The organism is Petralouisia muris (genome assembly GCF_004793545.1).
Lineage (GTDB): Bacteria > Bacillota > Clostridia > Lachnospirales > Lachnospiraceae > Petralouisia > Petralouisia muris.
In genome coordinates this window covers 13,283-27,061 of sequence record NZ_SRYA01000009.1, presented here as the reverse complement: position 1 = coordinate 27,061, position 13,779 = coordinate 13,283, and the positions used below count along the sequence as shown (strand labels likewise).

Here is a 13,779-nt window from a genome sequence, read left to right as displayed (position 1 = left end):
GGATTTCCGGTGTGATAAAATGTACCCAGATGCATTTTACATCATGGAAAAGGAGTTTGGAAATATGTGGGAAAAAGTTTGGGAACAAGATAAAATTGCCTATGGCGGAGACTATAATCCGGAGCAGTGGCCAGAGGAAACCTGGGAAGAGGATATGCGGCTGCTGAAGCTGGCGCACATAGATACCCTGACATTAAATGTATTTTCTTGGGCCGCTCTGCAGCCTTCCGAGGAAGAATACCGTTTTGATAAGCTGGACAAAATCATGGTTCTGGCAAAAGAGAATGGAATGAAGGTTTGCCTTGCCACCAGTACCGGAGCCCATCCGGCCTGGATGGCAAAAAAATATCCGGAAATTCTTCGGACAGAGTTCGGCGGCGTCAAACGGAAATTCGGCGGCAGGCATAATTCCTGCCCCAACAGCCTGACATACCGGAAATATTCCGTAAAGCTGGCGGAACAATTAGCGGAACGGTATCAGAATTATGACAATATCGTTGCCTGGCACATTTCCAATGAATACGGCGGGGAATGCTATTGTGACAATTGTGAGAAAGCATTTCGGGTATGGCTGAAGAAACGATATGGGACGCTGGAAGAACTGAACCGCGCCTGGAATACTTCTTTCTGGGGACATACTTTTTACGACTGGGATGAAATTGTGCTGCCGGATACCCGCAGCGAGCATATGGAACTGGAACGGACGATGGCCCAGGGCATCAGCATTGATTACCGGAGATTTAATTCTGACAGCATTCTAGAATGTTTCCGCCTGGAATACGAAGCAGTGAAAAAATATACTCCTCAGATTCCAGTAACCACCAATCTCATGGGCGCCTATAAGACACTGGATTACCGAAAATGGGGAAAATATATGGATTTTATTTCCTGGGACAACTATCCTTCCAACGAAGATTCCGTCAGCAAGACAGCTTTTCATCATGACTTGATGCGGGGCGTGGGAAACGGAAAACCATTTGTGTTGATGGAGCAGACGCCCAGCCAGCAGAACTGGCAGCCCTTTAATGCACTGAAACGCCCCGGAGTCATGCGGCTCTGGAGCTATCAGGCCGTTGCTCATGGTTCCGATTCTGTTTTATTTTTCCAGTTAAAGCGCAGCATCGGCGGGTGCGAGAAATACCACGGAGCAGTCATCAGCCATGCAGGGCATGAGAATACCAGAGTATTTCGTGAAGCGGCGGAACTGGGACGGGAACTGGAACAGCTTGGAGGAGAGATCCTTGGATCTGTGGGAACTGCCGAAACAGCCCTGATGTTTGACTGGGAAAACTGGTGGGCAGTGGAATATTCCTCCGGGCCCAGCATTGATCTGAAATATCATCAGGAGGCCCTGGAATATTATACCGCCCTCCACAGCAAAAATATTCCGGTAGATATTATAGGAGAAGAAGATGACCTGTCCCGTTATAAATTACTGATTGCACCAATCCTGTATATGACAAAGCCCGGCGTGGATGAACGCATTCGGAGGTTTGTCACAGGCGGCGGAATCTTTATTGCCACCTATTTCAGCGGATATGTGGATGAGAATGATCTTGTCATTACCGGAGGATATCCAGGCAGGCTCAGGGACATACTGGGAATCTGGGTGGAAGAAAGCGACGCGCTGCCGAAACATTTGGCCAATCAATTTATATATGATGGACAAGAATATGAAGCAAACATCCTCTGCGATATCATACATTCCGAGGGCGCTAAAACCCTGGCGGAATATCAGAAGGATTTCTATCAGGGAACGCCAGTGATTACCTGCAATTCTTTTGGAAAAGGAACGGCGTATTATGTGGGAACTCATTCCGGAGCGGAATTCTATCAGAAGTTCCTTGGAGACATCTGCAGGAAAAATAATATTCACCCTGCAGCAGAGACGCCAAAAGGAGTGGAAGCAGTCAAACGGGTCCGCGAGAAAGAACAGTATCTGTTTTTGCTAAACCATAATGAGGAAGCAAAAGAAGTACATCTGCCAGAATCCTTTGCAGAACTGCTTACCGGAAAAGAGTATCAAAAAGGGGCGATTCTAAAGCTTCCGGCCAAAGGCGCAGCCATTATGAAGAGCCGCTGAGAACCGCAAAAGAAAAAGCAGCCCAGTCTGCGAACATAAGTGAGGTGTTAAAATGATCCTTCTGAAAGCAAACAGTGAGTTAACAAATATATTCAGCCGAATGCTGAAAACCATGGATGTGAATGTGGTATGGACGGGAAACATCGTAGTGTTGAATAATTTCCTGATTTTGTCAGGAAAGGTCAGATCCTTAATTTTTAATTTTGATAACAGGAAAATTATAACTAACGTCATTGAACTGCCAGACAAAGAAGAAGACATGGAGCCGGTGGCAGATAATCAGACACTTGCCAATGTATTGAACATGACTTTGTATGCATTTGGCAAATGGGGCTCCATCCGCGGACTTAAGGTTGACAAAGACTACAGTCAGTTGAATGCCCTGTTTTATGCAATTTTAAAAGATATGAGAATCATACCGGGATACCGGGACGATAATTTCCGTTTTTACAGAGACAATATCCAGATGACCTTTGAAGAGGTGGTTCAGGCCGCCATGGAGGAAGGGAAGCGGAAACCCCAGGAAGCAACGGAAGAGAAACAGGAAGAGGAACCAGAAGAAAAAGGGCTGGGCTTGTGGCACAATGTACGCTGGAGCCTGACAAAAGCCACCTTTCATAAAAGCGAAATATCAGCATATGAACGCAAGGCTTCCCGGGTTGGAAATAATTTCTACATAAACGGCTATCAATGCCCCGAGTGCGCAAGAAAGCTGTATATGGCCATTTATCCCCAGGGGAAGGAATTTCCGATTGAGACGGAAGAAGGCAGAGTGTACCTGGCAAGAAGCTACACTTGTGACAACTGCAATCTCTTCTATACCCCAAGACCCGGCAGACTGCTGCGGGAGGGAGATAATTATTCCATGAAATTCGGCGGCGACCGGGACGCCTATGAGGATTACCTGGAGCTGCTGGGAAGAAATGCAGAACGAACATCCAACTGTAATTTTAATGAATTTGCTTCCCAAAGGGGCAAACACGCCATGCCGCCCATTGAAGAGGAATGTGCGGATATGGAACATATGTCGGAGGAAGAGCTGCATAATATAGAGGAAAAAATAGACGAAAATTTCTTCCCACTGATGCAGGCAGAGCCCTACCGGGAAAAGATTCAGGAATTGCTGAAAGCAAAAAAAGAAGACAAAGAAGAGAAAAAGAAGACAAAGAAACCAGAACAGGAAACAGAATTAGTAAAATCAGACAGCCCTCAGGAAGAATCCGCTGGAAATTCTGCAAAGGATTCCGGTGCAGAATCCACCGGACAGACATATCAGCATTCCGATGCAGAATCCGCTGGAAATTCTGCGCAGGGTTCCGGCTCCAAAAACTCCCTGCAAGATTCTGATTCAGAATCCACCAAACAGACATCACCGTATGGTTCTGATACAGATTCAACAGGGAAAAAAGAAAAGAAAAAAGGACTTTTCGGAAAGCGGAATGCCAAAGAAAAACCAGAAGGAACTGCCTTTGGGAAAGGACAGGATGTTTCCACACAAAGAACCGGTAATCCGGAAGATCCCAACGGAATTGAGGCAGAGCTGGAAGCAGAATTTGCAGAAAGCAACGGTACCATGTCCATCAAAGAGAAATACGACGCCCGTATGCGGAAGCTGGACCGCATGTCCATGTGGCAGCTGCGGAGGCTGCGGGAACAGGTAAAGGATGACGAACGTCTCGATTGGGTGGACAAAGAGAAATACGAGAAGCTGCTGCGTCAGGCCTCTTACCAGAAAGGAGCCGAAGAAGTACGCCAAAAGGCAGAGTATGCCATGACCCAGTCTTACGCTGTGATAAAACGAGTGATGGACGAGATTTCCCAGGCAGAATGCCCGGAATTGATTAAAAAAGAAATGCTGAAAGACCTTGGAGAAGTAAAAAAGAAGCGGGGACAGGAGGAAGCCGCAAATCTGATTGCCCGGGTGCCGGAAAATATGACAAGAAGCCAGTACCGGACCTTCCGTGAAAAATTAAATCAATATGACGGAGAAGATATTTCCGTCTATAATGAAGTATTAGAAGGCACCAGACGCTTAACGGAGAAGCGGGAAATTGCCGGAATGCTGAAACGTGCGGCAAACAGCGACCGCAGGGGGCTGATGCAGATGCTTACGAAACTTCGTGAGGATGGTTTCTTACCAGAACAGGCGGAGATTGCCATTAAGGAGATTGAGGGCAGAGTGATGGCAATGGATCAAAAGGTCATTGACAAAATGTGCCCCAATATCCCTCTGATGTCCTTTGACGAAGCAGCCAGCGCCTATGAGAAAATTGAGGGCGGAGTGTTTTTGCCGGAAATCAAAACCAACACACTGGAAATGATTGACAAACGGCTGACGAAATTAAAAATGGATGAATGCGGGCTGCTGGTAGAAAAACTCAAGGACGCATTAAGCGGAAGAATCAACGATATGGAACGGCTTCATTTCTATGAGGCGCGTAAAGTTATGCGGGGCGACTGGGAACCAAGAGAAGCCCAGCTGACGGCAAGGGCATTGAATACCTATGCCCAGGAACGGGATCGCTATGAATACCCAATCCTCATCTGTGATTCCTCTGCCAGAAAGGACGGCAGGGACGGATTTATCCTAACGCCGGACCATATTTTTTACAACAGCATGTTCAGCAGTGAGATGATACCCATCCGCTCTGTAACAGGAATAGAGGGCAATACCGGACTTTTGTCCAAAGGAATTTATGTGAAACGGGGGAATGGAAAGAAAACGAAGATTCCAGGAGGAATTTCAGCCAAAGAGCTGAAAGAATTTGGGGAGGTTCTGGATGAATTTGTATCTTATCTGCAGGAAAAACCGGAGTCCAGAAGCATTGCTTATCTTTCTAAGGAAAAGCATGACGTAAAATGCTGCTACCGCTGCGGGTATACTTACCGGGGAGGAAATACCTGTCCTAAGTGCGGCAATCAGGCGAATCAGTAAGCGTTGGTAAGTTGGGATATGAGAATTGGCGTTCTAAAAAGATACAGGAAGAAGATGCAGGAATATACCCAAGATACAGGGGATAAGTATGGAGAGATTATTTATTGGAATTTGTGATGATGAAGAAATTATATTAAAGACGCTGCACGGCCTGGTGGAACAGGCCGTCAGAAAAACTGGGCTGGAATTTGAAATTCTGGCCTTTTCTTCTGGGGAAGCGTTGCTGCAGCGAGCCAAAGAACTGGATATTGTTTTTTTAGATATTGAAATGCCGGAAATGGATGGAATTGAAACCGGCAGAAAGCTTCGCCGGAGCAATTCAGAATGTGCAATCATTATGGCTACTGGAGTTGAAGAACGGTATAAAGAGGCATTTCATGTGCATGCGCTTCGTTTTGTGACAAAACCTTTTGATTTATCAGAAATTGATGAGGCAATAGACGCTTGTCTCAGAAAGCGGATTGGGCTTAAAACTGTGGAAGCGTACCAAAACAGGAAACCCTATCAGGTGCGTCAGAGAGATATCGCATATGTGATTTCTTATGGCAGCTATGTGGAATTGATGGTGAGAGGGAAGCGATTTCGGAAAGAGGCTTCTATGGAAGAGATGGAAAAGATACTGGAGCCTCAGTTGTTCTTCCGTGCAGATCGGAAGTATCTGGTGAATTTGGGGCATGTGGATGATTATAAAAATGGGATTGTTACAATTGGGGAAGAGAAGATTAAGGCATCAAGGCGGAGGAAGAACGAGTTTGAACGTGTGTATATAGAATTTGATTTGGAGTATAGGGATAAGCTGTGATTTTAAATAGCAAGGGACTGTCAGCAGATGATTTCCTGACAGTTTCAAAGGGAGGGAGCAAGGATGGCGGGAATAAGAATATGCGGTTTTATTATTGAATTATGGGAATACCAACTGGGACTGAAGTTATTCTTTTCCGTGCAATTGCGCAGAAAATGGCTGGCAGTGATAGGCATAGCCTTTTATGCAGCATTTGTGTTTTCGGGACAGATACGGGAAAGGCATATGTATATCATTGCATATGGATTGACAGTGGCATTGATTTTTTTCATGGCCGACATAGACTGGAAAAGGAAAACAGGAAAAATACTGTTTTAGTAATATTTTATCATTTAAAAAGGAATGAATATGATAATGAAAAATAGTATTATAAAAAAATATGAATATATTGTGGTTTACGATGATAAAATGATTGGCAACGAACTTATTCAAGAATTATGGAAAAATGATTATATACTCGAAATGAATGTTCAATGCAATGTTGGTGAAATGCATAGAAGAATTCAAATTGAGTTTGATTTTAATAAAGGTCTTATAAGTAATTATAAGGTATATGATGTAATGGCCAATGATTGGGTATGCAAATTAAAGTTTGAACGTGACGGTTTTTACCGTGATGAAAAAAAACTATATTGGAGATCCAGTTCTTGCTTTATAACATATGAATTAGCGAAATATAAATTGCCTTTGTGTATGAAGTATTGTAAAGGTGGATTTATTGCATATTATGACATAATAAAAAAGGACTTAATGTTTTTATCAATTAGGAAAAATGCTGATAACGGATATCAGTTTTTAGCGCCTGAATATAGCGAAGTCACATATAAAGATAGTACATTAACCCGTTATTTTGGACAAAGTCTTCAGATAATTAGAAAAAAAGGTGATATTCAAACGGAATATTGTATATAAAGTGGAGGTGTTTTATGTTGCAAGAATTGATTATTGCGTTCATATGCTGTGGTCTATGTGCTCTGCCTTTGTTCATAATTGCATTTTTTGGCGAGCATGATAATAAACCTATTAATTTTTGGGCCGGAGATAAGAGTTTGGAAGTTGATAATGTAGAAGGATATAATAGGAGCATGGCAACTTTATATAAGAGATGCGCATTAATACTTATTGTTACACCTGTGCTAATAATTTTGCATACATACATTTTTATTGGAATACTTTGTTTTGAATGTACTGTTGGCATTTAGATTGTATACAAACAATATAAAAAAATATTAAATAGATATAAAAGAGGCAGTTAGTAACTCAAACTTTTCACAAGATTTTGCTATGAAATACACATACCCGTTTAGGATCTCCTTCCTTACGGATTCATCCATCTGGATTGTATCGTTTGCCAAGCCCATCCGCAAAATAGACACAAGCTTATTCAGGGTGTCAGAAAGTTTTCATTAAATAAATAGTCCAGATGAGTGGAAAGAGCTGATGAATGAGGCACAAATGAATAATCCGGGTGGTTTTGAGCCACCTGTCCAGTCGAAGTGAGCCACCATTCCGGCATCATTGAGCCAAACTCTTGATCTGATTAGAATGAATGTATGCGCAGAAATGCGTAAATTCATTTTAAGGAGAGTCAAGATTATGACCAAGTATCGAGAAATTCTAAGATTGAAGGGCTTAGGATTCAGCGAGCGGAACATCGCACTATCAGTTCCATGTTCGCGCAATACAGTCTCCAAGGTGCTTAAATGCGCCGAGAAACGCGGGATTTCATGGCCGCTTTCAGACAGCACGACCGATGGAGATTTAGAAAAGCTGTTATCTCAATCCGCACCAGCGGTCTCTTCAAAACGGATGCCTGATTTCGCCTACATCCGCAAGGAACTCCTAAAGAACGGCATTTCCAAGAAGCTCCTGTGGACGGAATACATGGAGGACTGCCGCCAAGCCGGTGACGAGCCGCTTATGTATTCGCAGTTCTGCTATTACATCCAGCAGGACGAAAACAAATGCCGTGCCACCATGCATATCAATCGCAAACCTGCGGAGCGAGTGGAGGTTGACTGGGCTGGCGATACCGCCGAACTGATCGCTCCTTATACCGGAGAGATCGTACCTGCATATATCTTTGTCGGTGTGATGACATACAGCCAGTATGCGTATGTGGAAGCGTTCCCTGATGAGAAACAGCAGTCATGGATTGATGCCCATGTCCACATGTATGAGTATTTCGGCGGCATTGCAAAGATCCTTGTGCCGGATAACTGCAAGACAGCGGTCATCCATAACGGCATCTGGAAAGACCAGAGGATCAACACCGTTTACCACGAGATGGCCGAGCGCTATGGCACGGCGATCATTCCTGCCCGCGTCAGGACGCCGAAGGATAAGCTGAATGCCGAGGGCATTGTGGGAAACATCTCCACATGGATCACTGCCGTCCTGCGTAAGGAGCAGTTCTTCACGATCGCGGAATTGAATGCCGCGATCAGAGTAAAGCTAGAAGAGTTTAACAACCGCCCTTTCCAAAAGAAAGAAGGCTGCCGGTATGAACCAATGTCATTTACTTAACTTCTAATAATCGTGTGATCTGTTGTTTTCGACCAGATTTTCTATCAACTTAAGAAAAAGAGGGGGATTTCTATTTCCAAATGCAGATGGAATGCTGTAAATTCAGGAGTGCTCTCGATTTTGTGGTGCAATGTATGGATTTATGGCAATAGAAAGACATAACAACAAGACGAATTTATGAAATTTAAAAAAATCATTTTCATTCGTCTCATTTTTAGGTATATTTATTATGCTTAGCTCTGCTTTTGTTAGTTTCGATAACAGAAGCTGATTGGAAGTTTGAACCTTGCTTGGCGTGCGAAGGTTCGCCCGGGCCTGGCCGGCAGGATATTCTGAGCGTTCAGACCCTCCACGTCTAATGTTGTTGTCCCATCATGTATTCTCAAAAAGTCCCGGCATGTTTTGATTGCTTCCGAATAGTTAACCTGATATACATGTTTCGTCTTTTTTTCAGGGCTCTCTACTGCTATAGCTATTTCCGCGCAAAAATTATACAGGATTGCCCTTGCCCATACTTCCTGTACGATGTATTCATATTTCTTGGAATGAAATGCTTTGAGACACAGTGGGTATTTCAGGTCACGGAAAGAAGTTTCCTCATTCCATCTTAGGTGGTGCAAGTCCTTGAAATCATCGATATCGAAATCAAGGTCCGGAAGATTCGTGACCAGATTTTCGTAACAGCCATCCGATAATTCAATCCTGATGATGCGCAGGGACAGTCTGTATTCAGGATGGTCCTGTGCAATATAATCCATAGGGACATCCTGGCACACAAACCGACATTGTTCTTCCAGTTCAGAATAAAGCCGTTTTTTCTTTGACTGTGATCTGGATAAAATACGGTCCACATGATAATCAAGTTGCTTAATGCCGTCTAAAGGAACCCCCAGAATTTTTTCCGTCTTGGCATCGGTGCAGCGTATGAGAAAGAACTGCCCATTTTCAATTACATGTGCAAAAGCGTTATAAGAGGCATAGCCTCTGTCACACAAATAAATGACAGGAGTGTCTGTTTCGGAACGGTCAACCATCTGGCAGAATGCGCTGTATTCATTGCGTTTCCGGGAAGGCTGGACCAAGAGGTCCGTAAACTTTTTGTCCAGAACAGAAAAGAAAGCATTGATATGGATTTGGTTAAATCCTCTAGTGGACTTTCCATTTGGTTCAAAGAAAGTATCCGGGTCATCAGGATTCCTGAAAATATCGGCCGCAGAACCATCACATGCGACTAAGGAATATTTGCCTTTAAACAACTTCTTTTTACACTTTTGAGTAAAAGAAACGAGAAGGCTCCTAAAAGCATCATTATTAATCTTTTTGCGTTGTTTATAAAAGGCAGCTTTTGAAGGGGCGTCTGTAGAACGGCCAAAAAAGCGGTAAAGTTCTTCCTTAATGCAGTCTGCTTCCATAGCCAGGAGCATAAGGAGAAGATGTTTGAATCCGAGTTTTCGATTACGCGAAAAATCTTTGCCGGGATGGAGTGCATAATTTTCGGAATTGGCAGCAAGTTCATGGATGGAAGCGAACAGCATTGCTTTAACAAGATCAGAGTATTTCATAAAGCACCTCCTTAATCAGGTGAAAGTGAACAATAAATAAACAGTTCCTGATTAATTGGCCTTTTTCTGAGTGTTCAGAAAAAGGCCGCGCACTTTGAGGTACTTGTCAAGTAATTCTTAAAAAAATTTTGGTTACTGGTAGAAAAAAAGAATTCGTACGTATTCATCCGAATTCACGTTAAGTAAATGACATTGGTCCAAAATAATAAAAAAAAGAGTTTACTAAATGAGTAGTAAGGCAAAAAGCAAGAGAGGTAGTGCCAAGTAATCTATGAAAAATCGAGCTGAAAAACAGGCTCAAATGAATCTTGAAAACTGTAAATATTGATCCCGATAATCCCTCCGAGAACTTAGGGCATTGCCCTAAGAACCCACAAGGGACCAGTCCCTTGACCCGTTTTCGGGCTTTGCCTGAACCCATCCTCGCCAGAAGGCAGGAAAAGGAGGCAGTTGCCCCTTTTCTGCTGAACGGGATAATCCGTGAGCCTTATGTCAATAGACTTTCGCGACATATTCTCACCGCCTAACCGGCGGTTCCTGTATGCCACGGTTCTATGGACAACAGCTCCGCTCCGATGAAGTGGCGGCAGTTTTCTGCATGTTCAGGATGGTTTGCTGCCCAAGGAAGTGCAGGAGCTACAACTTGCTGGGCATGTTGTCAGTGCCCAGCAGCATTTCCACTTCGTCGAGTGCTTTGTATTTGTTGTGGTTATGCGGACGGAGAAAGTTATAGTAAGAGACCCACAAGGCCAGGTCATAGCTGGCATTGTTGATGTTGTTAAAACCGTTTGTATGGCGGTAAGAAACCTTATAGGTGCGGTTGAGTGATTCAACCATTTGTTGAAGGGGCGGTGTTCTGCAGAAACGGCATCGTCATTGGCAAATCCAATGACCTGGGTGATCCTGAATGTAAAGTCTTTCCCAAACTTCTTTACAAATTTCATTGCGGTGGTCCGATACCTGATAGCCAAGGATGGAGCGGGTGGCGATGTTCATGATGAGCCAGACATAGGTTTTGATGCCGCGGATTTTTATGTAGATTTCATCGGCAGTGAAGACATCTCTTTTTTCGTAGTGATACAGATCCACAAAAGGCTTAATGCAAACAGCGGCGGTCTTACAGTAATTGGCGATCTGTTGATGGGAGATGCTGATGTTATACAAAGCTTTGAGGGTCTTCGAAGTCTTGCGCAAGGAAAGCCCGAGGTTTACATGTAGGGTGAGGCACATGGCATGGGCATTGTGCTTGCTGAATTTCAAGGAAGAGACATTCTTTGGCAGGGAGTTTAAGTCCACGCTGAAAAAATCCATTGTGAACTCACGGTAGATATAGTGGGGTTTGTATTTGTTTTTGCCGTAATTTCCTTTCAGGTCGTCCTTGTCAACCTTTTTCATATTGTGAAGGTAATAAAGGCATTTGGGATTGACGCATTTATGAAGCACAAAGTGTTTGCGGTTTTTCTTGGAAACCAAGGTTTCTCCACAGTGCGAGCAGCGCAGTTTCACGGAAGAAAAACGGCTTTCATCTGGTTAGAACTTGGCACTGCATACCTTGCAGAGAAGTTCTGCCCTTTGGAACCGTTGTTTTTGTAAAGGAAAGGTTTCGAAGCATCACAGCGGGAACAGGCATAGACGCCAAGAATATCGCATTCCGAGCGGCGGGTAACGGGGCGGATCTTCTTGCCATAAGGTTTTCGTAGTAAGGGATCAGCTCCCTATAAGCCCAGTCCTGGCAGAAGTCGGTGAACAGGGGGAGTTCATCGATCTTGAACTTCTGGTACTTCGGGGAATGGGAATCGCCAAAGGCCCACTGCTTAAGAGGGATATATCTGCAGATAAAGTTGATTAACCAGCAATTCATTATAAAGGTATTAAATGGTGTTGAGTAAATAAAGTTTAATGTCCATGAGCATTGGCTCCTTTTGTAGGTTGTGTGTTTGGTCACTGATATTATACATAAAAAGGAAGGTTAATGCTCTTTTTATTTGTAACCTCCCACAAATCAAGATTTTTGGAACAAAAAGTGAGGTAGTATTTGACACTACCATAAAAAGTAAGAGAGGATGGAGAATTAAAAATGAAAAAATATAAAAGTAAGATTGGGGTTAGTTTTGGATTGGTGGCCGTACTAACTGCTCTTATCCTTATAGTATCATTTGCCATAGCTATGAAAGACAATTATTCGACAGCTGAGATGGTGATACTGCTTATAGCTTATCTTCTGGGATTTACAGCATATTGCTTTTCTTTTACTTATCCTATTTGTAATACGGAATATATCATACAGGAGAAAAAATTGTTGATAAAATGCGGACTTTATAAAAAGAAAATCCTACTTAATGATATCGTTGAAGTTATTCCCAGAAAATCTTTTGGAAGAGAACCGGCATTAAATATGCAACGGCTATACATCAAATATAGTGAAGGTCAGGGAATATACTCAATTGGAATTTCACCACGGAACATGAGAGATTTTTAAAAAAATATCGAAGGATTTTCAAACACGCTTTAGTACTACAGCAAACTTTTGTTTTTTATGACAATATCAATCTTCCTGATTGAGGCATTTCATATGCCAGCAGGCATAGCTGTGATCCAGCACGTTCTTCCAGACGAACACTATGATAAGGGAGTAAGTATCAATGTATCCTTTACAAAGATAGCCGTATTAGCCGGAAACGGATTATCAGGATTGGTGTATATTATTAACTCAGCAGTGCAGAATTTAGCGAAGGATGTTTCGATGCAGCTGCTTTATATGAAAGCCATGGGAAACGATCCAATTACTATTTTTATAAATAGTCAAGGCGGGCATGTTGAAGCGGGAGACACCATTCACGATATGATCCAATATATTGATCTTTCAATATATTATGATAGGCCCCAGATGGGTAGCCAGTGCGGGTATCACGATCTATTTGGCAGCAGAGAAAGAAAAAAGGTTCTGTTTGCGAAACACCAGATTTATGATTCATCAACCATTAGGCGCCATCAATGGCAGAGCAACGGATATTGCAATTGAAGCGGAAGAAATTGTGAAGACGAGAAAAAGGATAGAAGCATTAATCAGTGCTGCAACAGGACAGCCACTGGAAAAGGTAAGCAAAGACGTTGATCAAAATTGCTGGATGGATACAAAGGAAGCAATAGATTATGGAATCGCATCAAGAGTTATTGCAACGGCTGCAGAAATAGAATAGTTCATGATGGGCAATCTGAAAGGGAAAAATTTCTTGTCAAATTAGGGATGATGACGCATATGTAAGAGGAAACAATTTTTCCAGCAACCTCGTTTACGATCAGATGATGGTTTTCATCTTTTAAAATTTGTTTCCATGTATTAAACAAATACTCTTTTTTTCAAACCTCTGTACATTCTGTAACAATTCAATGTCCCTATATACTTGCATTTTCTTAATAATTCAAATTGTACCATAATTATATTTCTCTATCGATATTTAACAGACGAAGGTATTATGCAAATATTATCTCAAAAGCATATTGAAAAACATTTTTGCATATGCTATAATGCCAATAGGCAAAAAGGAATGAAAAGTCCACGTTGACGAAAGAACGAATCCCTAAACTGTATTGCAGTACAGTCTAGGGATTCTTCTTTACTTTTATACTGGCAAAGCGCCCAGTAGGTTATTTGTTGCTCTTGTCATCGCTGTCTAACCATTTGATGATGTAGTGGCAAGCTACACCAGCCGCAACAGCGATAAAAAAGAAATGAAAAAATCCAACGCCGACACCTCCTTCCTGTTGCCAGGTTTCGGTGAGCAACGCAAGAATTATAACATATTGTTTGAGGCTATTCTATCTTTTTCTCAAAAAGATTTTCAATTTGGAATATGGCTGAGATTATCCC

The 13,779-nt window shown here is 42.7% G+C and carries 10 protein-coding genes and 1 pseudogene; 9 read left to right on the top strand and 2 right to left on the bottom strand.

Annotated features, from left to right (window positions below):
• Positions 1-64: 64 nt before the first annotated feature.
• The 6 genes from E5329_RS05800 (at position 65) to istA (ending at position 8,346) form a co-directional block, all read left to right on the top strand.
• Entirely contained in the window at positions 65-2,083 is a 2,019-nt protein-coding gene (locus tag E5329_RS05800; protein WP_135988644.1) for a beta-galactosidase, read from the top strand.
• A gap of 52 nt (positions 2,084-2,135) precedes the next feature.
• A complete protein-coding gene (locus E5329_RS05795; protein ID WP_135988643.1) occupies positions 2,136-5,018 on the top strand; it encodes a hypothetical protein in 2,883 nt (960 codons plus the stop codon).
• An 88-nt stretch (positions 5,019-5,106) separates the two neighbouring features.
• Positions 5,107-5,820 carry a LytR/AlgR family response regulator transcription factor gene (locus tag E5329_RS05790; RefSeq protein WP_135988642.1) on the top strand — a complete coding sequence of 238 codons (714 nt, stop codon included), beginning with the start codon at positions 5,107-5,109 and terminating at the stop codon, positions 5,818-5,820.
• A gap of 63 nt (positions 5,821-5,883) precedes the next feature.
• A complete protein-coding gene (locus E5329_RS05785; RefSeq protein WP_135988641.1) occupies positions 5,884-6,138 on the top strand; it encodes a hypothetical protein in 255 nt (84 codons plus the stop codon).
• 36 nt (positions 6,139-6,174) lie between these two features.
• Positions 6,175-6,732, top strand: coding sequence for a hypothetical protein (locus E5329_RS05780; RefSeq protein WP_135988640.1), 558 nt, complete (start codon positions 6,175-6,177; stop codon positions 6,730-6,732).
• Positions 6,733-7,416: 684 nt separating this feature from the next.
• A complete protein-coding gene (gene istA / locus E5329_RS05775) occupies positions 7,417-8,346 on the top strand; it encodes an IS21 family transposase (protein ID WP_330571984.1) in 930 nt (309 codons plus the stop codon).
• 248 nt (positions 8,347-8,594) lie between these two features.
• On the opposite strand, the gene E5329_RS05770 is transcribed toward istA, so the two are convergent.
• Together E5329_RS05770 and E5329_RS32100 are read right to left on the bottom strand one after the other, a co-directional pair.
• Positions 8,595-9,908 carry an IS4 family transposase gene (locus E5329_RS05770; RefSeq protein WP_135988639.1) on the bottom strand — a complete coding sequence of 438 codons (1,314 nt, stop codon included), beginning with the start codon at positions 9,906-9,908 and terminating at the stop codon, positions 8,595-8,597.
• A gap of 552 nt (positions 9,909-10,460) precedes the next feature.
• A pseudogene (locus E5329_RS32100) lies at positions 10,461-11,815 on the bottom strand (transposase).
• Between the two features lie 170 nt (positions 11,816-11,985).
• On the opposite strand from E5329_RS32100, the gene E5329_RS05755 reads away from it, so the two are divergent.
• The 3 genes from E5329_RS05755 to E5329_RS30465 all read left to right on the top strand — a co-directional run bounded on the left by E5329_RS05755 (position 11,986) and on the right by E5329_RS30465 (position 13,108).
• On the top strand, positions 11,986-12,387 hold the full coding sequence (locus tag E5329_RS05755; RefSeq protein WP_135988638.1) for a PH domain-containing protein: 402 nt from the start codon (positions 11,986-11,988) through the stop codon (positions 12,385-12,387).
• A 93-nt stretch (positions 12,388-12,480) separates the two neighbouring features.
• Positions 12,481-12,930 (top strand): ATP-dependent Clp protease proteolytic subunit, encoded by a 450-nt coding sequence (locus E5329_RS30470; protein ID WP_275443056.1) that lies wholly within the window; start codon positions 12,481-12,483, stop codon positions 12,928-12,930.
• Complete coding sequence (locus E5329_RS30465) at positions 12,827-13,108, top strand: ATP-dependent Clp protease proteolytic subunit (RefSeq protein ID WP_275443055.1); 282 nt, start codon at positions 12,827-12,829, stop codon at positions 13,106-13,108. Before E5329_RS30470 ends, E5329_RS30465 begins: the two co-directional genes overlap by 104 nt.
• The last annotated feature ends 671 nt before the right edge of the window (positions 13,109-13,779 follow it).

What these genes read in the sequence shown, in the direction of transcription:
- istA (WP_330571984.1), top strand. Translation starts at nt 7,417, where the DNA reads ATGACCAAGTATCGAGAAATTCTAAGATTGAAGGGCTTAGGATTCAGC.
- E5329_RS05755 (WP_135988638.1), top strand. Translation starts at nt 11,986, where the DNA reads ATGAAAAAATATAAAAGTAAGATTGGGGTTAGTTTTGGATTGGTGGCC.
- E5329_RS05790 (WP_135988642.1), top strand. Translation starts at nt 5,107, where the DNA reads ATGGAGAGATTATTTATTGGAATTTGTGATGATGAAGAAATTATATTA.
- E5329_RS30470 (WP_275443056.1), top strand. Translation starts at nt 12,481, where the DNA reads ATGCCAGCAGGCATAGCTGTGATCCAGCACGTTCTTCCAGACGAACAC.
- E5329_RS05785 (WP_135988641.1), top strand. Translation starts at nt 5,884, where the DNA reads ATGGCGGGAATAAGAATATGCGGTTTTATTATTGAATTATGGGAATAC.
- E5329_RS05800 (WP_135988644.1), top strand. Translation starts at nt 65, where the DNA reads ATGTGGGAAAAAGTTTGGGAACAAGATAAAATTGCCTATGGCGGAGAC.
- E5329_RS05770 (WP_135988639.1), bottom strand. Translation starts at nt 9,908, where the DNA reads ATGAAATACTCTGATCTTGTTAAAGCAATGCTGTTCGCTTCCATCCAT.
- E5329_RS05780 (WP_135988640.1), top strand. Translation starts at nt 6,175, where the DNA reads ATGAAAAATAGTATTATAAAAAAATATGAATATATTGTGGTTTACGAT.
- E5329_RS05795 (WP_135988643.1), top strand. Translation starts at nt 2,136, where the DNA reads ATGATCCTTCTGAAAGCAAACAGTGAGTTAACAAATATATTCAGCCGA.